13 protein-coding genes are annotated in these 25069 nt (G+C 74.8%); 5 read left to right on the top strand and 8 right to left on the bottom strand.

Annotated elements, in window-relative coordinates:
- Window positions 1–82: 82 nt before the first annotated feature.
- The 3 genes from IEZ27_RS25190 to IEZ27_RS25180 form a co-directional block, all read right to left on the bottom strand.
- Window positions 83–2929 carry a helix-turn-helix transcriptional regulator gene (locus IEZ27_RS25190; protein WP_189649501.1) on the bottom strand — a complete coding sequence of 949 codons (2847 nt, stop codon included), beginning with the start codon at window positions 2927–2929 and terminating at the stop codon, window positions 83–85.
- Window positions 2930–2998: 69 nt separating this feature from the next.
- Window positions 2999–4210 (bottom strand): cytochrome P450, encoded by a 1212-nt coding sequence (locus tag IEZ27_RS25185; RefSeq protein ID WP_189649500.1) that lies wholly within the window; start codon window positions 4208–4210, stop codon window positions 2999–3001.
- Between the two features lie 60 nt (window positions 4211–4270).
- Window positions 4271–5866, bottom strand: a complete 1596-nt coding sequence (locus IEZ27_RS25180; RefSeq protein ID WP_189649499.1) for an FAD-dependent oxidoreductase — start codon at window positions 5864–5866, stop codon at window positions 4271–4273.
- A 313-nt stretch (window positions 5867–6179) separates the two neighbouring features.
- Between IEZ27_RS25180 and IEZ27_RS25175 the strand changes: the two genes are divergently transcribed.
- Genes IEZ27_RS25175 through IEZ27_RS25155 form a run of 5 tightly spaced genes read left to right on the top strand, consistent with a single transcriptional unit; the run spans window position 6180 to window position 18670 of the window.
- The gene (locus IEZ27_RS25175; RefSeq protein ID WP_189649498.1) at window positions 6180–7046 is read left to right on the top strand and encodes a DUF4132 domain-containing protein; all 867 of its coding nucleotides are present in this window, start codon (window positions 6180–6182) and stop codon (window positions 7044–7046) included.
- Window positions 7043–11896 carry a DNA-binding protein gene (locus IEZ27_RS25170; protein WP_189649497.1) on the top strand — a complete coding sequence of 1618 codons (4854 nt, stop codon included), beginning with the start codon at window positions 7043–7045 and terminating at the stop codon, window positions 11894–11896. The genes IEZ27_RS25175 and IEZ27_RS25170 overlap by 4 nt, the downstream gene beginning before the upstream one ends.
- A 38-nt stretch (window positions 11897–11934) precedes the next feature.
- Entirely contained in the window at window positions 11935–13086 is a 1152-nt protein-coding gene (locus tag IEZ27_RS25165; RefSeq protein ID WP_189649496.1) for an ATP-binding protein, read from the top strand.
- Window positions 13083–16655 (top strand): vWA domain-containing protein, encoded by a 3573-nt coding sequence (locus IEZ27_RS25160; protein ID WP_229824303.1) that lies wholly within the window; start codon window positions 13083–13085, stop codon window positions 16653–16655. The genes IEZ27_RS25165 and IEZ27_RS25160 overlap by 4 nt, the downstream gene beginning before the upstream one ends.
- Window positions 16652–18670, top strand: coding sequence for an SWIM zinc finger family protein (locus IEZ27_RS25155; RefSeq protein ID WP_189649495.1), 2019 nt, complete (start codon window positions 16652–16654; stop codon window positions 18668–18670). Before IEZ27_RS25160 ends, IEZ27_RS25155 begins: the two co-directional genes overlap by 4 nt.
- A gap of 54 nt (window positions 18671–18724) precedes the next feature.
- Here IEZ27_RS25155 and IEZ27_RS25150 read toward each other — a convergent pair whose 3' ends face one another.
- From IEZ27_RS25150 to IEZ27_RS25130, 5 genes are all read right to left on the bottom strand, one after another.
- Window positions 18725–20923 carry a caspase, EACC1-associated type gene (locus IEZ27_RS25150; RefSeq protein WP_189649494.1) on the bottom strand — a complete coding sequence of 733 codons (2199 nt, stop codon included), beginning with the start codon at window positions 20921–20923 and terminating at the stop codon, window positions 18725–18727.
- The gene (locus IEZ27_RS25145) at window positions 20920–21294 is read right to left on the bottom strand and encodes an effector-associated constant component EACC1 (protein ID WP_189649493.1); all 375 of its coding nucleotides are present in this window, start codon (window positions 21292–21294) and stop codon (window positions 20920–20922) included. The genes IEZ27_RS25150 and IEZ27_RS25145 overlap by 4 nt, the downstream gene beginning before the upstream one ends.
- 75 nt (window positions 21295–21369) lie before the next feature.
- Window positions 21370–22518 (bottom strand): UDP-galactopyranose mutase, encoded by a 1149-nt coding sequence (gene glf / locus IEZ27_RS25140; protein WP_189649492.1) that lies wholly within the window; start codon window positions 22516–22518, stop codon window positions 21370–21372.
- Complete coding sequence (locus IEZ27_RS25135; RefSeq protein ID WP_189649491.1) at window positions 22515–23150, bottom strand: hypothetical protein; 636 nt, start codon at window positions 23148–23150, stop codon at window positions 22515–22517. The genes glf and IEZ27_RS25135 overlap by 4 nt, the downstream gene beginning before the upstream one ends.
- A complete protein-coding gene (locus IEZ27_RS25130) occupies window positions 23147–24943 on the bottom strand; it encodes a carbamoyltransferase family protein (protein ID WP_189649490.1) in 1797 nt (598 codons plus the stop codon). Before IEZ27_RS25130 ends, IEZ27_RS25135 begins: the two co-directional genes overlap by 4 nt.
- Between the last annotated feature and the right edge of the window lie 126 nt (window positions 24944–25069).

The raw sequence follows: 25069 nt of genomic DNA, 5'->3' as shown, positions 1-25069 counted from the left end.
TCGGACATGCCGAAAGTGTCCAGGTATGCGTATGGGGTGGGGTATGGGGTGCCCTATGGGGAAAAATCCCCAATTTGGGGATTCAGTCGCTGGGGAGGTGGCGGGCCAGCTCCGTCCGCGACCGCGCGCCGACCTTGCGCATGGCCGCGCTCACGTGCTTGTCCACCGTCTTCGGCGACAGGAACAGCTCCCTGGCGATCTCCTGGTTGGTCAGCCCCTCGGCTGCCAGCCGGGCCACCTGCTCCTGCCGGGCCGACAGCACGTGGTCGTTCCCCGCCTGCGCGGGCGTGCTCTGCGTCGCCGGCCGTACGCCCCACCTGCGGCCCAGCCCGGTCGCACGGTCGAGGTCCCAGCGCGCCCCGAGGTCGGCGTACGCGGTGACGGCCCGGCCGAGCCGGGTGGCGGCGGCCGGGTCGTCGAGGGCGAACAGGGCGGCGGCGGCGTGCTCGTCGGCCTGCGCGGCCTCGTACCTGGCCGGGACACGTTCGAAGGCGTCGGCGGCGGCGGCGAACTCCGCCGCGGCCCGCTCCCACTGCCCGCCGGCCTCGGCCAGCAGGCCGCGGGCCTGCGCGAGCGCGGGCGCGGCCAGCGGCGCGTCGAGCCCGGCCAGCCGGGCGGCGTGCCGCGCGACGGCCTCGGCGGCCTCGCCGGGGCGGCCCGCCGCCAGCAGCGCCTCGGTCAGCCCGGGCAGCGCCCGGACCGCCACCGGCCACAACTCGCTCGCCTCCCAATGGACGCTCGCCTCGGCGACCGCCTCGATCGCCGGCTCCGGCTCGCCCCGCGCGGCGGCCAGCCTGAGCAGCATGGAGAGCGGCAGCACGAGGTCGTCGTACTGGCCGCGGGTGCGGGCCTCGGCGGCGACGTCGAGCAGCGGCGGCAGCGCGGCCTCCTGGCGGCCCTGCACCGCGCTCACGCAGGCGGTCACGATGTCGACGAGGATGCGCTCGTGCGGCTCGTCGCCGAAATGGTCGCGCAACTCCTGCATCTTCGCCGGCAGCCCCTGCCAGGAGCCCTCGAAGTAGTCGGCCGCGGCCAGGTTGACCAGGCAGCGCATTTCGAGCCGCCCGCGCAGGTCGGGCTCGGCGCCGTCCTCGACCGCCGCGGTCAGCAGGCGGCGGCCCTCGCGGTGGTGGCCGCCGAACAGGGCCGCGCCCCCGATGGAGCGGTACGCGTTCACCTCGCGGCGCAGCAGCCGCCGTCCGGCGGTCTCCCGCCGCAGGTCGTCGGTCAGCTCGGCCCAGCGCGGGTCGCCCATCACCACGAAGATCATCGCGATCTTGCCGAGCACCAGCATCCGCATGGCCGGGTCGGCGACGGTGGGCAGCGTCGCGAGCGCCCGCTCCAGCCAGGACCGGGTCTCCGCCAGCGGCAGGCCGCTCGGCGGCCGGCCGACCCCGGCCATGGCCCACGCGGCCAGCCCCGGCTCGCCGGACAGGTCCTCGGCCGCGCGGGCGAACGCCTCGCCGATGCGGGCGCCGTCGATGCGGGTGCGCTCCAGGTGCAGCGCGAGCAGCAGGCGCAGGTGGCCGCGTAGCGGAGGCGGCACGTCCTGCTCCAGCGCGCCGGTGACCAGGTCGGCGACCGGCGGCGGGCGCAGCAGTTCCAGGGCGGCCCAGCCGAGTTTCACCGTCAGCTCCGCCCGCCGGGCCGGGGGCAGGCCGGTGTCGTCGCGCAGCACGTCCTCCAGCAGGCGCGCGGCCTCGGCGTCGTCGCCCAGCCTGGAGGCCTGCTCGGCGGCCTCGATGGCGGCCTCCACCCACTGCCCGGCCCGGCCCGCCTGGCGCAGGTGGTGGGCCAGGCGGCCCAGCGGGACCGGGCGCAGGCCGCGTACGGTGTCGGCGGCGGCGGCGTGCAGGGCCTGGCGGCGGCCGAGCGGGATCGCCTCGTAGACCGCCTGCGCCGCCAGCACGTGACGGAACCCGACCAGGCCGCCGGTGTCGGCGAACAGCCCGGAGCCGAGCACCTCGTCGATCGCGCCGACGTCGTTCCCGGCGAGCTCGGCGACGGGCACCGGAAGCCCCAGTACGGCGGCGCGTTCCGCCACCTCCTTGGCCCCGGCGGAGAGCCGCGCCACCCGTTCCTGCACCGAGGCGCGCACGCCGCTCGGCACGTCGAGCTCCTCCAGCGCCCGCCGCGCCCAGCCGCCCTCCCAGCGGATGAGCGTGCCGCGGGTGCGCAGCAGCGCCAGCAGCTCCTGAACGGCCAGCGGCAGGCCGGAGGCCCGCAGGCACAGGTGCTCGGCGAACTCGGCCGTCACCTCCTCGGCCTCCAGGATCGCCGAGGCCATCACCCGCGTCTGGGTGGTGTCGAGCGGCGGCAACACCAGATGCTCGGCCGCGATCGTGTCGGGGGCGCGCGCCGTGATCGCGCGCACCGCCCCGGACGCCTCCTCGCCCCGGTACGTCAGCACCACCCGCAACGTGCCCGGCAACACCGACATCAGGTACGTCAGGAACTCGACCGTCTGCCCGTCGGCCCAGTGGAGGTCCTCCACCGCCAGGACGGCGGGACCGAGCGCGGTCAGCACCTCGGCGAGCCCCCGGAAGACCCGGTGGCGTTCGGCCGCCCGGTCGTCGAGCGGCGGCGGCGTCTCGGGCAGCACCCCGGCCAGCTCCGGCAGCAGCTCGCGCAGCGCCCCCGCGACCGGCGACAGTGCCGCACCGGCCAGCTCGGACGCGCGCCCGCGCAGCGCCTCGACGACGGGCCCCAGCGGGAACGGCTCCCTGATCTGCACGCAGGCCCCGGCCAGCACCCGCAGGCCGGCCACCGCCGGACCGCCGAGCAGCTCGGACGTCAATCGCGACTTCCCGATGCCGGCCTCGCCCTCGACGACGGCGACGGCGGGCGCCCGGTCGACCAGCGCGACGAGCCGGGCGAGCTCCTTCTCCCGCCCCACCAGAACCGGGGAGACCACCCGCCCAGCACGCACCCGCTCATTCAACTGCACCGGAAGTCTGGGATCAACGTCACCCCCCCTGCCGCGCACTCCGAGGGGAGGTCAGACGGGGGCGATGCCGTCGTAGTCGATCAGCAGGTGGCGGGGGCCGCGCAGGACGGCGCTCGGCCGGTACGGCGGCGGGTCGGCCACGAGCCGCGGATTGCGCAGCCTGCGTACCAGCTCGCCCAGCACGACCTGCGCCTCCAGCCGGGCCAGCGGCGCGCCGAAGCAGTAGTGGACGCCCCCGCCGAACCCCAGGTGCTCGTTGGGCCTGCGGCACGGGTCGAACCGGTCGGGCTCGCTGACGTGCGCCGGGTCGCGGCTGCCCGCCGCCAGCGCGAGCACGACGGGCGACCCGGCCGGGATCGTGACGCCGCCGACGACGACGTCGTCGAGGGTGACCCGCGAGGACACGAGCTGCACCGGCGGCTCGTAGCGCAGCAGTTCCTCGACCGTCGTGATGACGAGATCGGGGTCGGCGCGCAGGCGTTCCAGCAGGGCGGGGTCGCGCAGCAGGGTGAGCATGCCGTTGGCGATGAGGTTGATCGTGGTCTCGTGCCCGGCGATGAGCAGCAGCAGGGAGGTGGCGACGACCTCCTCCGGCGTCATGCGGCCGTCGGGGCCCTCGTAGGTGACGAACCCGGACAACATGTCGTCGCCCGGCTTCTGCCGCCGGGCCTCGGCCAGCCCCGCGAGGTAGCGTTCCAGCTTCTCCGCCACCGCCTGGCGCTCGCGGGCCCGTTCGGCGCGTTGCTCCTCGCCCGGTCCGAGCGTCTCGACGATCGCGTCGGCCCAGGCGTGGAACTGCTGCTCGTCCTCGGCCGGCACGCCGAGCAGCCGGCAGATCACCGCGATCGGCAGCGGGTAGGCGACCTCGTCCACGACGTCGGCCCGGGTCTTGCCCGCGATGGCGTCGATCAGCTCGGTGGTGACGGCCAGCATCATGGGACGCAGCCCGTCCACGACGCCCGGCGAGTGCGGCGGCCCGAAGTGGCGCATGGTCAGGCGGCGCAGCCGGTCGTGTTCCGGCGGGTCGAGCCCGATGAAGGCGGGCGCGTGTTGCGGCGTCTCCGGCGCGGAGGCCAGGTTGCGCCGGTCTGAGCTGATCCGCGGGTCGTGCAGCAGCTCGACGATCTCCCGGTACGTGCTGACGACGTACGTGCCGTCCTCCAGCCGCGTCACCGGGTTGCGGCGCAGCTCCCCGAGGAACGGATAGGGGTCGGCGCGGCCCGACGGGTCGAGGATGCGCTGGAAGGCGGCGTCCGATGTCATGTCCTGCACTCCTGTCTCCGGCGGTCGGCCCAATGCTCGGTACGGCGGTCAGTACGGTGGTCAGCTCGGCGGCGTGTGCAGCAGCGAGGCGCGGCGTTCGGCCGGGTCGTGGCCGGTCACCACGACCGTCGCCCCCTCGGCCGCGATCAGCCGCTCGGGCACCCCGGCCGGTACGGGCCGCGCCTCCCCCCGCCGGTTGACGTGCCGGAAGTCGGGCGGGAACGGGGTGGCCCGCTCGATCAGCCGCTGGTAGAACTCCAGCCACATCCCCTGGTCGAAGGTGACCGCGGCGGTGATCCGGCCCTGGTAGCCGTAGACGGCGACGAAGCGGCGCTCGTCCGTCGAGCCCTGCGTGACGACGAGCTCGTCGGCGAACGTGGGCACGCCGACCGACTTGATGTTCACCCCGAACTGGCTGGACCAGAACACCGGCACCGACAGGTGCGGCCAGCGCTGGGTCTGGTCGCTGACCATGTTGTGCGCCGCGATCTCGGCCTGGGTGACCGCGTTCCCCCAGTGCTCAAGCGTCATGAACTGGTACTGGTACAGCGGGTGCGGGAAACGCGCGATGTCGCCGGCGACGAAGACGTCGTCGGTCACCAGGCCGTTGGTGTCCACGGCGCGGCAGCCCGCGTCGCAGGCCACGCCCCACACGCCGGCGGCCAGCCCCGAGTCGTGCAGCCACTCGACGTTGCGCACCGAGCCGAGCGCGACGACGGCGACCTCGGCCTCGACCGTGCTGCCGTCCGACAGGTGGGCGCCGCGCAGCCGTCCGTGCCCGTCGCCGTCCAGGGAGATGACCGTCGTGTCGCACCGCAGGTCCACGCCGTGGTCGCGGTGGAGCTGGGCGGCCACGTCGCCGATCACGCCGCCGAGCGCGTTGACCAGCGGGGCCGGGCCGCGTTCGACCACCGTGACGGGCAGGTCCAGCTCGCGGCAGACCGAGGCGATCTCACTGCCGGTGAACCCGGCGCCCAGGATGAGCACCCGGTTCGGGCGGGCGGCCAGCGCCTGGCGCAGGCGGGCGGCGTCCTCCATGGAACGCAGCGTGTGGACGCCCTCCAGCCGGCCCTCCTCCTCGTTCGGCCAGGGCCGGGCGCGGGTGCCGGTGGCCAGCAGGACCCGGTCGAAGCCGACCTCGCGGCCGTCGGCCAGCAGGACGCGTTTGCCGGCCACGTCGAGACCCGTCGCCGGAGTGCCCCACAACCACTCGGCCTCGACTTCGCGCAGGTGGGGCAGCATGACGTGATCGGGCGCCACCTGTCCCAGGAGCACCTGCTTGGACAGCGGCGGCCGGTCGTACGGCTCGCTGCGCTCGTCGCCGATCACCGTCAGCGACCCGGTGAAGCCCTCCCGCCTGAGCACGCCGGCGGCCCGCGCCCCGGCCAGGGACGCGCCGACGATGACGATGTGCCCGTCGGTCATCCCGCGCGCCGGCGGGCCGGGCGGCTCGGGCGTGAGCCGGGTCGCCGTCCAGTCGAGGTGGATGGCCTGGACCGGGCAGGCCGCCGCGGCGCGCAGCACGTGCTCGCGCTGCTCGTCGTCGGGGGCCAGGTCGTACAGGAGGGACTCCTCGCGCATGGTGAAGACGTCGGGCGCGAGGAAGGCACACTGCCCGTACCCCTGGCAACGCGTCAGATCGACGACGACTTTCACCGGCCATCCCCCCGTCGAGCGAGCCACGCGCCCGCTCCCCGGCGGGCGCGCCCGGCCCGGAATGGCCTACCCCTGCCGTCCGCGCCCGTAGCCTGCCCGCGGCGATCCTGCCCGTGTCTTTAGGCGGGCCGGATGGAAAGCACGCCATGCCCGTACGGCCGCGCCCGCCGGTGACGTTCCGGCACCGTAACCAGGCATTCGGGTGCTCGGTAGGCATTTGTCAGTGATCGCCGATAACGTTCCGCGCATCGCGGCGGCGGAGAACCGCGCCTCGACTCATTCCCCATGGCTTCACGATGAAAGGCGGCGGCAATTGGGTTGGCTGGCTGCGGGCGACGCGTACGAGGTCGCCCTCATAGAAGGCCGGGTCACGGCCAGGGCCACGTCCGGCCGGTCGGCCGGGCGGCAGCTGAAGACGTTGCCGAAGGCGGTGCGCGAGCACCCCGAGGCGGACCGGCTGCGCCGCTTCGCCGAATGGCTCGACCGGCACGCCGCGTCGTGCGTGGCGCAGGTGGACACCTGGATGGTGTCCTCGTTGCCGGTGCCGACCGAGGTGATCGCCCGCGTGTGGCCGGACGAGGCGTGGCAGACGGCGCTGCGCGACGTGGCGGTGGTCGGCGACGACCCCGACGAGGTGGGCTTCCTGCGGGACGCGACCGCCACGGGCGAACTGCGCGTGGTGAACCTCGACGGTGAGACCGTCCGGCTCTCCCCGCGCACGGTGACCCTGCCGCACCCGGTGTTGCTGCCCGACCTCGACGACCTGCGCGAGTTCGCCGCCGAGCTGGGCATCACGCAGAAGGTCGAGCAGATCCACCGGGCCATCTGGCGCAAGCCCGCCGACCAGGCCGAGGGGGTGCGCCAGGTGAAGGACTTCGCGGGCGGCACGTACGCCTCCAGGTTCGGCGTCGCGGCCCGTGCCACCCAGCTCGGCTACCGGGTCTCCGGCGGCTTCGCCACCTGCGGCGTACGCGACGCCGGCCGGCTCACCGAGGCCGCCGTATGGATCGGCGAGCCCTACTGGGACAGCGAGACGTCCACGGGCGATCTGACGTGGCGCGACCAGGACGGCAGGACCCTCGCGCTGCGCGAGGTCGGCCCGGTCGCCTGGTCGGAGGGAATGCGGATGGCCGCGGCGCTGTACGCCGGGCGGCAGGTCGAAGAGGGGAAGAGCGCATGACCGGCAGGACGTCCGACACGACCGCCTCCGAGGCGGAGGAGATGCTCGACGCCGGCGCGGTGCTGCCGGCCGGCGCCGAGGGGGCGGGGGAGCGGGCCGTGCCGCTGGTCGCCCGCGCCTACCGGCACCCCGGCCTCGACGACCGGGTGATCGTGCGCCTGGTCACCGAGGAGCTGAGCACCGCCGAGGACGCGGCGGCCGGCTTCCTCGGCATGGTGCCCGAGGGCGAGGCCGCCGTGGTCGGCCTGGGCCTGCGGCGCTCGCTCGGCTTCCCCGAATGGGTGCTGGTCCACCACCCCCTGGACGGGCACCACGCCCTGGCCGTCGTGCCGGAACTGGAGCGCGTCGCCCGGCAGGCCAGGTCCAAGCCCAAGATGGCCCTCGACGCCTACCAGCGCCTGGCCGGGCAGCTCGCCGCGTCCGTCCCGCACTTCCTGCCGACCTTCTACGAGCAGGCCGCGCGGGTCTTCGCCGCCGCAGACAACACCCAGTACGCCGGGCAGCTCTTCTCCGCCGCCCGCAGGGCCGAGGCCCAGCACGGCCTCGCCGTCGACGAGGACCGGCTGGACGCGGTGTTCCTGGAGTTCGCGCTGGCCGGGGCGCTGCCGGTCAAGGCGCTGTCCGGGTACGCCAAGGAGCTGACCGCCCGGCTGCCCGCCGCGGAGGCGCTGCTCAGGTACGCGCGGCTGTGCGTACGCAGGACCGCCGGCGGGCTGGCCCCCGCGGCGCAGATGGCCGCCGACATCCGCAGGCTCGCCAAGGCCGCCGGCGTGGACGCCGAGACGGCCGAGCAGGACTACCTGGCCGAGGTGCTGGCGCTGCCGGCCGTCATGCAGGCCCCGACCGGCTGGTGGAAGTCCCACGCCCCGGCCGTCGCGGCGCTGGCCCGGCAGCGGCCCGAGCTGCGGGGCACGCTGCTCGACGTCATCCCGGACAGCCACGACCGGGAGCTGCCGGGCATCTGGCTCGACATCCTGGAGAGCGCGGGCGCGACCGCCGGCCTCCACACCGACGTACCGGAGCGGGAGCGCGCGGCCGACGGCGCCGCGGGCTGGCTGCGCAGGTTCCTCGCCGCCCGGCAGCGGGCCTGGGGCGTGGCGCCGCACCTGCCCGCGCTGCACGCGCTGATCGAGCGCATGGCCGACCGGCTGCGCGCCGAGCTGACCGCCGGCGGCGGGACGATCTCGGTCGAGGACGACCCCGGCCTGATCGACCTGCTGCTCGCGCTCGGCGTTCCCGTGGCCGACCCCGGCGACGGCGCCCGGCTCCGGCTGGCCCACTGGGCCGAGCGGGAGGACCGCCGCGACCTGCTGGCGCTGGCCGCCGACGGCCGCTTCCACACCGCCTTCCGCCACGGCGCCGACTACCTGGACGCCGACGACGAGGGCCGGGCCACCGTCCGGGCCCTGGCCGCCTCACCCGGCGGGCGTCCCATGCTGACCGAGTGGGTACGCCTGGTCGCCCGGCGTTCGGCCGCCGCCGGCCTGCCCACCCTGCCCGACGCCCTGCGCCGCCTGGCCTGGCTGCCCGGCGAGGCCCTGGCCCTGGCCGAGGACGAGGTGCGCCAGGCGGTGACCGACGCCGACGTGGCCGGGGTGCTGGCCCGCGCCCTGCGGGCAGGGATCATCGACGAGCTGGGCTGGCCCGCCTTCGAGGAGGCCGCCGCCGAGCTCGTGCCGGAGAAGGACGTCGACGACCTCGTCGTGTGCGACGCCTGGCCCCACCTGGTCGTCGCGGGCACCGCGCAGGCCCGCGTGCTGACCGCCGACGGCGTCGTGCTCACCCACGACCTGCGCATCCCCAGGGAGGACACCTGGAGCGATCCCGGCTTCCACTACGTGGACGGCGAACTGCTCGTCTACTGGGACTCCCGCGACCGCGTCAACGGGCTGCGCGGCTACTGGCACACCGCCGCCGACCGCGTACGCGACCTCGACGGGACCGACCGCAGCCGGGGTACCCGGCTGGACTACTACACGGGCGAGGACCCGGTCAGCCTCCCCGTCCCCGGCGGCGGCCGTACCACCGGGTACGGCGTGCTGCACGCCGGTGACACGGCCGTCCCCGACGAGCGTCCCGTCCTCACCGACGGCACCTCGTTCTGGACGTGGGTCTGGGCCGAGCGCGACAGCGGCTGGTACGAGTTCGACCCCGCCGGCGGACAGCTCGGCAGGAAGTCGCTGCCCGGCTTCCTGGCCGGCGCGTCGCAGGACAGGCCCGCCGAGGGATGGCTGCTGCCCGCCCCCTCCGCCGATCCCACCCCGGTCGGCACCCCTGTGGACGGCCTGTACGGCCTGCGCGTGACCGAGCTGCCCGACGGCTCCCACCGCGCCGAGGACCTGTCCGGCATCGCCGTGACGCTGCCGCCGGAGGCCGGCGTACCGGCCCGCGTGCTGACGTTCCCCGGCGCGGAACGGCCGTGCGCCGTCGTGCGCTCCAGCTACCGGATCAGCCTCGTGGACGCCGACGGCGTGCTGGCCGAGTTCAGGACGGACGCCAGGCCCGGCGCGTTCGGCGCGGGCACGCTCATCCTGCCGCCCGAGCGCTACTGGAACTGCCTGCGTCCCCGCGACCCCGAGGGTTCGGCGGCGCTGCGCCGCATGGACCGCGAGACGGCCGCGTCCCTGCTGGAGGCGGCCGAGCCTCAGGGCGCGGACCTGCCCGCGGCGATCCGCGTGCTGCTGCCGGGCGTGACCCACGAGTCGCTGCTCAAGGGCCTGGCCGGCGTCGTCGGCTTCGCCGCCGCCCAGCAGGCCGCGGTGCGTACCGTCGTGGGCAACCTCACCCGCGCGCTGGCCGGCGGTCCCGCCGAGGAGCAAGGCCCGTCCGGGCCCACGGACCTGCTGCTGGACGAGGCGCTCAACGGCGTCGGCGGCGGCCACGGCTACCACCGGCACAGCCGCGACGCCGTCGTCCAGCAGATCCGGGCGGCCGGCCGGGCGCTTGCCGCCGCGCCGGACCGGCCGGAGGTGCCCAACCACCTCCGCCTGCCCGGACTTCCGGCCACCGGCCTGCGGTGGGAGCGGCTGCTCGACCACCTCGCCGCCGTGGCGTACCGGACCGCGGCGCCGACGACCCCGGCCGCGCACCGCGACGCGCTGCGCACGCTGCTGGACGAGCTGCGCGACGGCGGCCTGCCCACCTCGGCCGGCTCGGCACGCTGGCGCGGCATGACGCTGAAGCTCGGGCGCGAGCACATGGTCGTGACCGACGGCACCCCGTCCGGGGGCTCGCTCTCCGGCGTGCTGCCGCTGGGCGGCGGCGCGTTCGTCCTCTTCCTCGACGCCCGGGAGGCCGGTCTCGACGAGCTCGAATGGACGGCGCTGTGCCACGACCCCGCCGGGACGTTCGAGGTGCCCGCGCCCTACACGGTCGCGGACTCCTCGCCCGTCGGCGGGGACCGGGAGGCGGGCTGGCTGGAGGCGTTCCTCACCGAGCTGGCCGAACGCGGCCCGGCGCCCTGGCACGACGCCGCCGCCGAGGAGTTCGCGCGGCTCACCGGGGTCTCGCAGACCGCCGCGCGGCTGATCGTGGCCGGATTCCCGCACGTGGACACGTACGAGCGGACCTTCCTCGACAAGGAGGCCCGCACCACGATCGGCGTGAAGGTGGCCGAGGCCGCCGTCGCCAAGGACGAGCTGCGCGCGCTCGACGAAGGCGTGAGGCGGGCCGTCACCGCGGCGCTGCTGCCCGCCGACCCGGCCCTGCTGTGGAGCGGCGGGCCCGACGTGGCCGCCGCCGCGCGGGTCTGGAACGACCGCGTCGGGCAGCGGCTCGCCCTGCCCGAGTGGCTGCTCGGCGAGGCCGCGCGCACCCTGCGCACCGGCCGGGACGCGGCGTACGCCCTGCGCGGCGTGCTCGGCGCCGACCATCCCGAGCTGAGCGTGGACCTGGAGTGGGAGGTACGCGGCGACCGCGTCCACTCCGTCGGCCAGGGCACCGGGTTCACCGGCCAGTCGCTGGTCATGGCCGTCACCGCGGCCGGCTGGCTGGCCCACCGGCTGCCGGCCGGGCACCCGCTGCGCGCCGGGCTGCCCGCCACGCTGTCGGCGGTCCGCGACCGGCTCGCCAACCCCGCGCTGCTGATCGACCTCGACAGGTACGTCGGCCTGCCCGCGTTCAGGAAGGTCGCCGGCACCCCGACCGAGGTCCGCGACGGCTACGAGCGGTACGGCGCGCTCATCATGGCCACCCACGACAGCCAGCCCTCGCCCGCGATCCGCCCCGACCTGCTCGACCCGGCCGGCGAGGACCCGTACCTGCGGGCCCTGATCGGGCTCAACGGCTCCTTCCCCGCCGTGATCGCGCTGCGCACGGTCCTCGACCCCCGCTTCGCGGCGCTGCTGGACGACCCCGGCGACCCGCGGCAGGGCGACCGGGACGCCGACGGCACATGGTGGCCGCAGGACCCCACCCGGTCCGTGCCCGACCTGGTCGTGGACGCGGCCAAGGCGTACGGGCTGGGCGAGGACGCCGCCGCCGTCTACCTGATGTTGCTGGCCATGCCCGACCCGGCCGACCGCAACGTCTCCCGGTGGACCGGCTGGAAGCCGGCCAGGCTCAAGGCGGCGCGGGCCGAGCTGGCCGCGACCGACCTCGTCGTCCAGGCCGTACGCACCCGCGCCGGGCGCTCGTTGTTCCTGCCCGGCGGCTGGTCGGAGCAGGTGACGCCGCGGCTCCCGCTGGAGCAGTGGAAGCTGCCCATGTTCGTCCGGGACGTGGGTCTCGGCGGCCCCATCGTGCCCGCCGAACCCGTGGCCGACCTCTACGACCGGGCCTGGCGCCGCGTACAGGACGGCGACGTGCCCCGCTTCGCGCGGCTCGACGTCAAACGCGGCCGTCGCCGCTGACCTGTCCCTTCTCACTTCCCTAAGGACCGGAAAACCCCATGACCCTCACCGACGAGGCGACCTCCGCCACGCAGGTGGTCTCCGCCGAGCAGCGGTACGCCACCGAGCTGGCCTTCCTCGCCGCCCACGACGACGGCCCGCGCCCGCCCGGCTGGCTGCTGACGCCGCGCGCCGTCGTGACCTTCATCTGCGGCAGCGGCGAGGAGACCCTCTCCCAGCCCGCCCGCGACGACCTGCCGTCCAAGCTGCGCATCGCGCCCAAGTTCGTCGGCGAACGCGCCCTGGTCGAACGGTGTGTCGTGACGCTCGCCGGCGAGCGCGGCCTGCTCCTGGTCGGCGAGCCCGGCACGGCCAAGTCGATGTTGTCGGAACTGCTGGCCGCCGCCGTCTGCGGCACCAGCGCGCTCACCGTCCAGGGCACCGCCGGCACCACCGAGGACGCCTTCCGCTACGGCTGGAACTACGCGCTGCTCATGGCCCAGGGGCCGAGCCGGGCCGCGCTGGTGGACTCGCCGGTGCTGACCGCCATGCGGTCCGGGCGGGTGGCCAGGATCGAGGAGATCACCCGCTGCCTGCCCGAGGTGCAGGACGCCCTGGTGTCGATCCTGTCCGACCGGCGGGTCAGCGTCCCCGAGCTGGCCGGGACCGACGAGGCGCAGGTGGCCGCCGTGCCCGGGTTCACCGTGATCGCCACGGCCAACCTGCGCGACCGCGGCGTGTCGGAGATGTCGGCCGCGCTCAAGCGGCGCTTCAACTTCGAGACCGTCGATCCCATCTCCGACGCCGCGGCCGAGACGTCCCTGGTCCGGCGGCAGGCCACGGCGGTCGTCCAGCGCGCCGGGGCCGGGTTCGCCGTGGACGACGCGGTGCTCGAAGCGCTGGTCACGGTCTTCCGCGACCTGCGTACCGGGCGGTCCGGGGAGGGCTGGGACGTGGAGCGGCCGGGCACCGTGATGTCCACGGCCGAGGCCGTGCAGGTGGCCGCCTCGCTCGGCGTGGCCGCCGCGTACCTGCCGAGTGGTGACGTCCTGGACCTGGTGCCCGGTCACCTGCTGGGCGTCGTACGCAAGGACGACCCGGCCGACCACGGGCGGCTGCTCGGCTACTGGGACGGTCCGGTGCGGCGCCGCGCCGAGGACGGCTCCGCCATGTGGCGCCGCCTCTGGGACCTCCGGGAGAGCCTGCGTTGACCGCCCACCCCCTCACCTCGCCCGATCCGGCCGGCCCCGAGCCGGATCTGCCGGCCGGTTCCGGCCCGGGCGACCCCCGGCGGGCGGTGGCGGCGCTGGCCGCGGCCACCCGGCCGTACCTGCTGGGGGTGCGCCACCACAGCCCCGCCCTGGCGGCGGTGCTGCCCGAGCTGCTGGACGCGGCCGACCCCGAGGCGGTGTGCGTCGAGCTGCCGGCCGACTTCCAGCCGTGGTTGCCGCACCTGGCCGACCCCGCCACCCTCGCCCCGGTCGCCCTGGCCGGGAACGGGCCGGGCGGGCTCGGCTTCTACCCGTTCGCCGACTTCTCGCCGGAGCTGGTGGCGATCCGGTGGGCGTTCAAACGCGGGGTCGAGGTGTTGTGCTGCGACCTCCCGCTGCCGGACCCGGCCTGGCACACCCCCGCCGATCCCGCAGGTGAGGCCGGTGAGGCCGATCAGCCTGCCTTGGAGGTGCGCCGGTTCGCCGACGCGCTGGCCGCCTCGGGCACCGGGCGGGCGGGTGACGACATGTGGGACCGGGCCGTGGAGGTGCTGGCGCCGGGCTGCGAGCCCGAGGCCGTACGCCGGGCCGCCCTCGGCGTCGGCTGGGCGTTGCGGCACGACGCGGTGACCGGTGGCGGCGTCCAGGCCAGGGACCTGGCACGCGAGGCGCACATGCGGCGCGTCGTGGCCGCCGCCGCGGCCGGTGGCCGCCGGGTCGCCGCCGTGATCGGCGCCTTCCACGCCCCCACCCTGCTCGCCGACGCGGACACCGCCGAAGCCGCCACGGCGGCGCCCGCCGCGTCCGACGTGGTCACCTCGCTGGTCCCGTACGCCTTCGACCTGCTCGACTCCCGGTCCGGCTACCCGGCCGGCATCCGGGACCCGCGCTGGCAGCAGGCGGTGTTCGAGGCGGGCGGCGTACCGGACCGGGTCAGGGACGGCGCCGCGCGGTCGATCACCGACCTGTGCAGGGAGCTGCGGGCCGCCGGGCACACCGCCGGCACCGGCGAGGCCGTCGAGACGCTGCGCCTGGCGTGCGACCTGGCCCGCCTGCGCGGGCTGCCCGCTCCCGGCCGCGGCGAGCTGCTGGAGGCGGTCACGACCGTACTCGGCCAGGGCGAACCCCTGGGACGCGGACGGGCGCTGGCCAAGGCGCTCGACGCGGTGTTCGTCGGGACGGCCAGGGGCCGCACCGCCCCCGGCACCCCGCGCTCCGGCCTCGGCCCCGCCGTCGAGGAGGAGCTCGCCGCGCTCAGGCTGCCCTGCCCGGTCGACCCCGACCCCCGCGAGGTACGCCTCGACCCGCTCCGCTCCGAGCTGGACGCGCGCCGCGAGGTGCTGCTGCGCCGGCTGCACGTGTGCGGCGTCGGCTACGGCGAGCCGATCCAGGTCGCGGGCACCGGCGACGGCACCGCGCTCAGCACCAAGTGGCGTCTGTCCTGGACGCCGGCCGTCCCGGCGCTGCTGGACCTGGCGGGCGTCCGGGGCGTGACCGCTGCCCAGGCGGCGGCGGGGACGTTGCGGGAGGCGTACCGGCGCGAGTCCGCCGACGGCGGGCCCACCTGCCGCACGATCCTCGACGGGCTGCGCGCCGCCGCCCGCTGCGACCTGCCGGAGCTGGTCGCGGTACGACTGGAGGACGCCGCCGTCACGCTGCCCGCCACCGCCACCCTCCCCGAACTGCTGGACGCCCTCGACCTGATGGAGGCGCTGCGCCGCGAGCACCTGCCCGGCACCACGCCCGAAGGGCGCGAGCAGGCCGGCGAGCTGACGGTCACGCTGCTGGAGGCCGCGGTCCGCGCGCTGCCCGGACTCGCCGGCAGCGACCGGCCCGAGGACGCGGTCGCGCTGGTCGAGCTCGCCACGCGGGCCGGTGAGGACCGGCTGGGGTTGCGGATGGACGACGCCCTGGGCGCGCTCGCGCGTACCGGCGCGCCGCTCGTCCAGGGGGCCGCGCTGGCCGCCCGCGTACTGCTCGACCTGGACGGCCCCGGCCTCCTGGGCGCGCGGGCCGCCGGGTGGATCGACGCCGCCACCACCCCGGACGGCCGCCGCCGCCTGAGCCTGCTGCTGACCGGCGTGCTCACGGCCGCCGGACCGCTGCTCCAGACCGCGCCGGCCGCGCTCGGCCCGCTGATGGACCGGGTGGACGAGCTGGCGGACAAGGAGTTCCTGGACCGGCTGCCGGCGTTGCGCGGCGGGTTCGACACGCTCGCCCCGGCGGCGCGCGGCCGGGTGCTGGCGGCGGTGTCGGAACGGCTGGGCGACCGGCCCGACCTGGCGCTGGGGGCGCCCCCTGACCTGCTGGCCGCCTGGACCGCCGCCGACCTGGCGGGCCTCGCCGCCCTCCGGACCCTCGGCCTCCAGACCCCGTCCACCCCCCTCAACCGCTTCCCATCCGACACCGCGGTCGCTTCCGTGGACGGCGTTCCCAGGTCCGGGCCGAGGGAGCCGCTCATCGGGCCGGCCGACCGCTGGCGGTTGCTGCTCGGCCGGGAGCACGAACGGCTGCCCGCCGGCGCCCGCCCGTACGCCCGCGCCCTGGACGAGCTCTACGGCACGGGACGCGGCGAGGGCGCCGACGACTTCGAGCAGGGCGACACCGGCGGCCAGGGCGAGCCGTTCCCGACCGCCCGCGAATGGGCGGACGAGCTGGAGTCCCTGTTCGGCGGCGACGTACGCGAGGAGGTGCTGGCCAGAGCCGCCGACGCGGGACGGCACGACGTGCTGTCCGAGCTGGACCCCGACGCCGTACGCCCCTCGGTCGAGCTGCTGACCTCGGTGTTGTCCCTGGCCGGCGGGCTGCCCGAGCAGCAGGTCGCCAGGCTCAGGCCGCTCGTCCGCCGCCTGGTGGCCGAGCTGACCCGCGAGCTGGCGACCCGGCTGAGACCCGCGCTGACGGGCCTGGCCAACCCGCGCCCGACCAGGCGTCCGGGCGGCCGGCTCGACCTGCCGCGCACGCTGCGCGCCAACCTGGCCCACACCCGCCGCCTCGACGACGGGTCGCTCGTGGTGGTGCCGGAACGGCCGGTGTTCAGCACGCGCTCCAGGAAGGAGGCCGACTGGCGGCTGATCCTCGTGGTGGACGTGTCGGGGTCGATGGAGGCCTCGGTCATCTGGTCCGCGCTGACCGCCGCCGTCCTCGCGGGCGTTCCGACGCTCTCGACGCACTTCCTGACGTTCTCCACGAAGGTGATCGACCTGACCGACAGGGTGGACGATCCGCTGTCCCTCCTGCTCGAAGTGCGGGTCGGCGGCGGCACGCACATCGCCGCCGGGCTCGCGCACGCCCGGACGCTGGTGACCGTGCCGAGCCGTACGCTCGTGGTCGTCGTCAGCGACTTCGAGGAGGGTTACCCCGTGGGCGGCCTGCTCGCGGAGGTGCGTTCGCTCGCCGGGTCCGGCGTACACCTGATGGGGTGCGCGGCGCTCGACGACCAGGGCGTGCCCCGCTACTCGCTGCCCATCGCCCAGCAGCTCGTCGCGGCCGGGATGCCCGTCGCCGCGCTCAGCCCGCTCGCCCTCGCCCGCTGGGTGGGCGACCGCCTCCGGGGAGAAGTCCGGTGAACACCTCAGCAACGCTCCCGCCCGCCGCGCCGCACGTGGTGGCCGCCGCCGTCGACGGCCTGACCAGCAGGTTGCGCAAGAAGCTGGACGCGGCCGTCGACCAGTACGCGGCCCTCGACCGGGTGGCCGACGGGACGGACCTGGTGATCACGTGCGGCGAGGACGCGGTGGTCACGCTCTCGCCGGGGCCGTCGGGGGCGATCGAGGAGGAGGGGCAGGCCCGCTGCTCCTGCCTGCTCGCGCCCCGCTGCCTGCACCGCGCGGCCCTGCTCACCGCCTGCCCGCTGGCCGACCCCGCGCCACCCTCCGGCGACCTGCCGGAGACCGAGGCCACCACCCCCGTACGAACGCCACCACCGCCCGCGGACCCACAAACCGCCGCCACGGACGAGAGGACACCCGAGCCGGCCCAGGCCGGTGCGGCGCCGGGGGCCGCGCAAGGCGGGGTGGTGGCGGAAGTCGCGCAGTCCGGCGCGGTGCCGGGGGCCGCGCAGGTGGCGGCGGCCGGTGGGTTGTGGCGGGCGGCGGCCGCGGTGTTGTCCGCGGGTGTGCCCGGGGCCGGCGCGGTGCCGCAGGCGGAGTTGCTGCGGGCCGCGCACACCGCCCGCCTGGCCGGGCTGCCCAAGGCCGAGGCCGCCACGCTGCGGGTGGTCCGCGGGCTGCGCGCGGCCCGTGCCCGGTACGACGGCCACCGCCTGGCCGACCTGGTGTCGGCCCTGCGTGAACTGCTGCTCACCGTGGGCCGGCTGGCGGCCTCCGATCCCGACCCCGCGCTGGTCGGCACCGTACGGCGCGGCTACAGCCCGAACGGCGGCCTCAAGGTCTACGGCGTCTTCCGCGAGCCCGTGATCAGCAGCACCGGCTACGGCGGCGTGGTCACCCACCTCGTCACCGAGGACGGACGCTGGTTCTCCGTGGCCGACGTCAAACCCGGCGGCCCCGCCCGCGCCCGGGGTGCGGCCACCGCGACGGTGGCCATCGGCGCGGCCATGATGAGCCACGCCCACCTGGCCCGGGGCGGCCTGCTGATCGCGGGCGCGACCGTGTCCCCGGACGGCCGCCTCGGCGCGGGCAAGGGTGTACGGGCCACCCCGGTCGCGGGCCGGGCCTGGACGGACGGGCCGCTCGGCACGCTGTTCGCCCGGCCGCTGAGCGAGGCGGCAGGGGAGCGGCTGTCGGCGGGGGTGTGGAGCGAGGAGGAGTCGGCCGAGCAGGTCAGGGAGCCGGTGGGCTGCGATCTGGTGATCGTCGGCGCGGCGGGCGACCACGTACTCGCCCGCGAGCTCCTGCCGTCCGCGTCCGTGACGCTCCGGACCCCAGCGGGAGACCGCGCGCCTCAGGACGGAGGCGGGTCGGAGGGAGTCCAGGGAGACCCGGCGGTCCGGGAGGAAGGGCCGCTGATCCGGCTGGTCCCCGCCAACCGGCATCCCGATCTCGCGCACGTCGAGAACCTGCGGCGGCTCGCCTCACGGCCCGGCCTGCGCGTACGGGTGGTGGCCAGGGTCGAGCCCGATCGGGCCGCGACGCTGGTCCCGCTCGCGGTGGGCCCGGTCGCGGGCGAGGAGGCGACGCTGAGGCTGCCCCCCGAGTGGCGGGACCGGGCCGACCTCGGCTACGACCGCCTCCAGGGCTCGCACCTCCCGCCCGCCGACGCCTGCCCGCCGCCCGGTGCGCACGCGTACGACGACGTGGACCCGCTGGAGGCCGCGCCGCTCTGGCGGGTACGGCGGCTGGTCGAGCTGGCCGTCTCCGGCGGGCGCCGGGCGGTCGCCGAGTCCGCGCGCGGCGGCGACGCCCGCCGCCAGGCCGGGTCGCTGCGCGGCGCCGGGTTCCGTACGGCGGCCGACCTGACCGTCGCGCTGGCCGACGAGGCCGACCGGCGCGAACGCGACGTGTTTGGCCGGCTGACCGACTCCGGACCGGACGGGTACGCGCGGGCCTGGCTCGCGGCGGCCACCCACCTGGCCGCCACCGAACGCGCCCTCGTCCGCACGTCCTGGCAGGCCGCCCCGTAGCGGGAGCGGGGACGGGCCGCCCGCGCGCGGCCCGTCCCCGAACGCGACGCGGGGTCAGGTGGGCTGTTGGGTCACCGTGAGCCGCCGGCCGGTCGCCGCCTCCCGCGCCGAGACCGTGAAGGCCAGGTCGGCGTCCAGGCCGAACGTGACCTCGATCCGCGGCTCGCCGCGCGGAGCCGCGGTGATGCCGCTCACCGTGTACGTCCCCAGGACGGCGTTGAGCGCGGCGGTCGGCTGCTCGCCCTCGTAGACCCGGATCCGCAACGACGACTGGCCGTCGGCGGTCGTGGTGAACGTGACCGTGCGCTCGACGGGGACCGGCACGTCGCGTTCGATGACCTTGCGCAGGACGCCGCCCTTGCCCTGGAGGCCGAGCGTCATCGGCGTCACGTCGGCCTTGAGCACGCCGGCCTGCCGCGCCGCGCCGATGGAGGCGGCCTCCGCCGGGCCGAGGCGGGTGAGGGGCGTCCTGCCGCCGGACAGCTCCTTGACCAGCGCCGACACGGCGGGCATGCGGCTAGCGCCCCCGGCCAGCACCACGTACGCGAGGTCGGAGATCCTGAGGCCGGCGTCCCCGACGGCCGACAGGAACGGCGTCCTGATCCGGTCGAGCAGGTCGGCGGTCAGGGCCTGGAACTCCTTACGGGTCAGCGTGGTCTCGAGGTGGAGGGGGCCCTCCTTGCCGGCGGTGATGTAGGGCAGGTCGACGCGCGCGTCCCGCGCGCCGGTCAGGGTGATCTTGGTCCGCTCCGCGGCCTCGGTCAGCCGCTGGAGCGCCATCCGGTCCTTGGTCAGATCGACGCCGGTGGTCTTCTTGAACCGCCTGACCAACTCCTCCACGATCCGCCGGTCCCAGTCCTCGCCGCCGAGCCCGGTGTCGCCGTGGGTCGCCCGGACCTCGACGAAACCGTCGCCGATGTAGAGGACGGACACGTCGAGGCTGCTGCCGCCGAGGTCGAAGACCAGGGCCGAGCGATCCGGCTCCTCGTCGAGCCCGTACGCCAGGGCCGCCGCGGTCGGCTCGTTGATCAGGCGCAGCACGTTGAGCCCGGCCAGCGCGCCGGCCTCCGTGGTGGCCTGGCGCTGGGCGTCGTCGAAGAAGGCCGGGACGGTGATCACCGCGTCGGTGACCGGCTCACCCAGGTGCGCCTCGGCGTTCTCCTTCAGCCTGCGCAACACGAACGCGCTGACCTGCTGCGCCGAGTACGTCGTCCCGTCGATCCGCAGCGACCAGTCGGTGCCCAGCTTGCCGGCGACCCCCTGGACCGTTCGCTCGCTGTTGATGACGAGGTGCCGCTTGGCGACCTCACCCACCAGGACCTCGCCGTTCTTGGCGAAGGTCACCACGGACGGCATGGACGGGGAGCCCTCGGCGCTGGGGACGACGGTGGGCTCGCCGTTCTCGATGACGGTGATGACGGAGTTGGCCGTGCCGAAGCAGATGCCGGCCGCCCGGCCCGTCCCGCGTGCCGTGCCGGCCGGGCGGATGTCCGGCCGGGCCGGCTCGGGCCGGGGGCGTCCCGGCGCCGGTCTGTTGCGTATGAGCGGCAGTTCGTCCGCCGCGCCGGCCTGGCTGTACTCGGGCAGCGGCAGCCGCCGGTCGAGCAGCCGGTAGCGCAGCGCGCGGGTGACGTCGCCGATGGACAGGTCGGCGGGGCCGGCGGGGATGCCCTCCTGGAGGATCTTGAGCAGTTCGCCGGTGAAGGCGGTGTGCCGCTCGCCCGGCGGCGCGAGCGACAGGGTGTCCCTGGCCGAGGACGTCAGGACGTACGCGCTGGTCGTGTCGATCAGCCCGCGCAGGGCCGCGCCGCTCATCCCGTGGGCCATGCCGCTGTAGCAGCAGTCGAGCACGACCACGGCGCGCGGAGCCCGGCGCTCGCGGATGATCTCCCGGATGACCGAGAACCGCACGCCGCCGATCCGCAGCCGGTCGGGCCGGGTGGTGGCGATGGGCAGCAGCAGGTCGTTCTCGGTCTTCTCGCCGTGGCCTGAGTAGTAGATGAAGACCGTGTCGGCGGCCTCGGTGGCCGCGTCGTGGATCAGGTCGAGGACGTGGTCGGAGCTGGCCGGGTCGATGAGCCGCGCGCAGTGGTCGCGGCTCAGGTGCCACGAACGCGGGCTGGTGAGCACCTCGCCCAGATCCGTGACGTTGGCCCGCACCGCCGGCAGGGCGGGCCACATGACCTGGTCGGTGTACGTCGTCGTGCCGATGAGGACGGCCCGGCAGCGCGCCGGGTCGGGCCAGGCGGTCATGAGGCGGGGGGTTCGAGCATCTCGGCCAGCCGCCGGGCGACCTCCATCACCTTCTCGGGGTCCTTGGCCGCGTCCACGGTGAGCTCAAGCGTGCGCTCGCCGTGGCTGACCTTGACCGTGAAGCTGTGGCGCTGTGTCCTGAGCCAGCCGGCCACCGCCTGGACGATCGCGACGCCGAGCCCGCCGGACGCGGCCGAGACGGCGACCATGAGGGCGTCGACCGTGCCGTTCATGGTCCCGGGCTCGGGCGGTCCGGGCAGGGGCCTGATCTCCGCGCCGCGGATGGCGCTGTCGCCGCGGAGCTGCCGTTCCAGTGAGGAGAGGGCGGGGGCGGTCGGCGCCTCTCCGTCGAGGCGCACGGTTACCTGCATGCCAGAAGTGTGGCCTTCCCGCTGTTCCGGCACAACCGACAATTCCGATCCGCCCGAGGCTGCCCGGGGCCGCCCCTACTCCGGCACGCGGGCCGCGAACCGGGCGCGCAGGCGGTTCTCGTACAGGGTGAGGGCGGCGGCGATGGCCATGTGCATGTCGAGGTACTGATAGGTGCCCAGACGGCCGCCGAACCACACGTCCCGCTCGCCCTTGGCCAGGTCCCGGTAGCTGCGCAGCCGGGCACGGTCGTAGGGGGTGTTGATCGGGTAGTACGGCTCGTCGGTGCGGCCGGCGAAGCGGGAGAACTCGCGCATGATGACCGTGGCGTCGTCCGGGTACCAGGTGCGTTCCGGGTGCAGGTGGCGGAACTCGTGGATGCGCGTCCACGGCAGGTCCTCGTCGGCGTAGTTGATCACCGACGTGCCCTGGAAGTCGCCGGTCGGCAGCACGGAGGTCTCGAAGTCGAGCGTGCGCCAGCCGAGCTCGCCCTCGGCGTACCCGAAGTAGCGGTCCAGGGGGCCGGTGTAGACGACGGGCACCGCACCGGCCAGGCTCTCCCGCAGGTCGAAGAAGTCGGCGCCGAGCCGGATCTCGATGTTGGGATGGTCGGCCATGCGTTCCAGCCAGGCGGCGTAGCCGTCGGTGGGCAACCCCTGGTACGGGTCGTCGAAGTAACGCCCGTCGAAGGTGTACCGCACCGGCAGCCGGCCGATGATCTCGGCGGGCAGCTCGGCCGGGGCCGTCTGCCACTGCTTGGCGGTGTAGCCGCGGATGAACGCCTCGTACAGCGGCCGCCCGATCAGCGAGATCGCCTTCTCCTCCAGGTTGCCGGCCCGGGTGACCTCGGCGGCCTGCCGGGCCACCAGGTCACGCGCCTCGTCGGGGCTGAGGTGGCGGCCGAAGAAGGCGCAGATCGTGCCCAGGTTGATGGGCATCGGGTAGACCTGCCCCTTGTGTACGGAGTACACCCGGTGCTGGTACGGCGTGAACGACGTGAACCGGTTGACGTACTCCCACACGCGGGCGTTGGCGGTGTGGAACAGGTGCGAGCCGTACCGGTGGACCTCGATGCCGGTCTGCGGCTCGGGCTCGCTGTAGGCGTTGCCGCCGATGTGGTCGCGGCGCTCCAGCACCAGCACGCGCAGTCCCAGCTCGTTCGCGCACCGCTCGGCCACGGTGAGCCCGAACAGGCCCGAGCCGACGACGACTAAATCGGCGTTCATGCGGCGGGGACCAGCCGGTCGAGCCACCGCCGCACGGGCAGCGCCAGCACGATCCCGGCCAGGACGAAGTGCACGACGCAGAAGATCACCGCCACGGCCACGCTGGGCGGCCCGCCGACGAACACCGCGATGTGCGAGGCCCAGGTCAGGACGGCGGGCCGGCCGTCGGGCCAGTCGCCGAGCAGCCACATGCCCAGGTCGTTCAGCCCGGAGATGATGATCAGGATGCCGGCGAGGCCGACCTTCAGCACGCGGTCCGAGCGCGCCCCGCCCAGCCGGTAGGCGAACAGCGCGGCCAGCACGGTGAACGCGTTCATGAAGATCATGAACTGGTAGAGCTCGGGGAAGGCGGCCTTCTGGTCGGCGGACTCGGCGTAGGCGAAGATGTGCAGCACGTTGACGGTGTCGAGCACCCCCATGTAGCCGACGACCAGCGCGCAGACCAGGGCCATCCCGAGGCCGGGCCGCCGCGGGAACCCGGCCACGGCCAGCACCGCGAACACCAGCGGGCTGACCTTCCACAGGGCTTCGAGCGGATTGTCCAGGGTACGGTCCGCCGGCAGGATCACCATGATCAGAGTGGCCGCCGCGGCGCCCAGTACGGCGGGCGCCAGCCACAACCATCGTCTCAACGAACAGCCTTCTCCGTGAAGAACGGTCCCAGGGACAGGGCGTCCATGTCGGTCTTGAGGTAGCAGCGCACGGCGTCGTCCGGGGTGCACACGATGGGCTCCTCGTTGTCGTTGAACGAGGTGTTGACCACCATGGGCACGCCGGTCAGCTCCGCGAAGCGCGAGATCATCGCGTGGTAACGCGGATTGTCGGCGGCCGTGACCGTCTGGACGCGGGCGGTGCCGTCCTCGTGCGTGATCGCCGGCACCTTGTCCCGCTGGTGCTCCAGCACGTCGAACACGAGCAGCATGACGGGCGAGGGGTAGCCGCTGGCGAAGTACTCGCCGGAGCGTTCGGCCAGGCAGGAGGGCGCGAAGGGGCGGAACGGCTCGCGGTGCTTGACCTTCTCGTTGAGCCGGTCCTTGGCGTCGGCCCGGCGCGGGTCGGCCAGGATCGAGCGGTTGCCGAGCGCGCGCGGCCCGCACTCCATGCGGCCCTGGAACCAGCCGACGATCTTGCCGTCCGCCAGCGCCTGCGCCGTCGTGTCGTTGATGTCGTCGGTACGCCGGTACTCCAGGCCGGCGTCCTTGAGCGCCTTCTCCATCTCCTCCTCGGAGAACTGCGGGCCGAGGAAGATGTACTCCTGGTCGCGAGGGCGGCGCATGCCGAGCTTCTCCACGCCGAGCAGCAGCGCCGAGCCCAGGGCGGAGCCGTCGTCGGCGGCGGCGGGCTGGGCGAAGAAGTCCTCGAACGGCGTCTCCAGCAGGATGCGGCCGTTCATGACGCTGTTCAGCGCGACGCCGCCGGCGGTGACCAGCCGGGTCTGCCCGGTCTTGGCCTGGAGCCAGCGCGCGACGTGCAGGCCGGTGCGCTCCAGCGTGGCCTGCAGCGCGTACGCGACGTCGGCGTAGTGCTGGGAGGGGGTGGCGCGCTCGCGCGGCCTGGCCGGGCCGAAGCGTTCCAGGAACTTGGGCGACATCTGGTGCTTGCCGGTGGCGTGGTGGCGGAACCAGCTCAGGTCCAGCTCGAAGTAGCCGTCGGGGCCGAAGCGGACCAGGTCGGCGAAGTCGTCCACGTACCGGTCGGTGCCGTACGCGGCCAGGCCCATGACCTTGCCTTCGTCCCTGGTGGGGTTGAAGCCGAGGTAGCCGGTCACGCCGGCGTACATGGCGCCCAGCGAGTGCGGGAACTTCACCCGGCGGATGTCGTGGATCCGGCCGCCCTTGCCCAGCCCGAGGTAGGTGGAGGTGCCGTCGCTGCCGATGCCGTCCCAGGTGATGATCGCCGACTCCTGGTACGGCGAGATGAAGAAGGCGCTGGCGGCGTGGGCCCGGTGGTGGTCCATCAGGTGGACCTTGAACTTCGTCCGGCCACTGAACCCCTGCGACTCGCGCAGGATCGTCTCCAGCGTGAACCCGCGCCGCAGGTGCAGCAGCAGCGCGCCGCCGACGTTGTAGTCGTCGGGGTGGGCCTGGCCCTTCTGGTCGGAGAGCGTGTCCAGCAGGCCGCTGGCCTTGTCGCCGTAGTCGCCGGCGTCGTTGCGGAAGACGGCCAGCGTCTCCGGCAGGTGGCGGACGAAGTGGCTCAGGGCGTGCATCGTCTCACGTGGCGCCTGCCAGTAGTAGGCGACGTGGTCCACGTCCGCCAGCGTGATGCCGGCCTCCTCCAGGCAGTAGCGCACGGCCTGCGCGGGAAACCGGCCGTCGTGCTTGACCCTGGTGAACCGCTCCTCCTCGGCGAAGGCCACGATCGTCCCGTCGGCCACCAAGGCCGCCGCCGAGTCGTGGACCTGGCTGATGCCGAGCACAAACATGAATGCCCCCTGACAATGCGCATGACCCAGCGGCCCCGCGTGAAGATCTTTCCTAACAAACCGCCCGGAACCAAATCAATACCTATCTTTCTTCTGACATGTCCGGATATATTCCGCAACCGGGGT

The sequence above is a fragment of the Nonomuraea spiralis genome (assembly GCF_014648435.1).
In the GTDB taxonomy this organism is placed as follows: Bacteria; Actinomycetota; Actinomycetes; order Streptosporangiales; family Streptosporangiaceae; genus Nonomuraea; species Nonomuraea spiralis.
Note: the sequence above shows the minus strand (reverse complement) of the source record. Positions and strands in the feature narration are given on the sequence as shown.

Coding starts and splice junctions, on each gene's coding strand:
- IEZ27_RS25185 (WP_189649500.1), bottom strand. CDS start 4,210: ATGACATCGGACGCCGCCTTCCAGCGCATCCTCGACCCGTCGGGCCGC.
- IEZ27_RS25170 (WP_189649497.1), top strand. CDS start 7,043: ATGACCGGCAGGACGTCCGACACGACCGCCTCCGAGGCGGAGGAGATG.
- IEZ27_RS25165 (WP_189649496.1), top strand. CDS start 11,935: ATGACCCTCACCGACGAGGCGACCTCCGCCACGCAGGTGGTCTCCGCC.
- IEZ27_RS25150 (WP_189649494.1), bottom strand. CDS start 20,923: ATGACCGCCTGGCCCGACCCGGCGCGCTGCCGGGCCGTCCTCATCGGC.
- IEZ27_RS25145 (WP_189649493.1), bottom strand. CDS start 21,294: ATGCAGGTAACCGTGCGCCTCGACGGAGAGGCGCCGACCGCCCCCGCC.
- glf (WP_189649492.1), bottom strand. CDS start 22,518: ATGAACGCCGATTTAGTCGTCGTCGGCTCGGGCCTGTTCGGGCTCACC.
- IEZ27_RS25130 (WP_189649490.1), bottom strand. CDS start 24,943: ATGTTTGTGCTCGGCATCAGCCAGGTCCACGACTCGGCGGCGGCCTTG.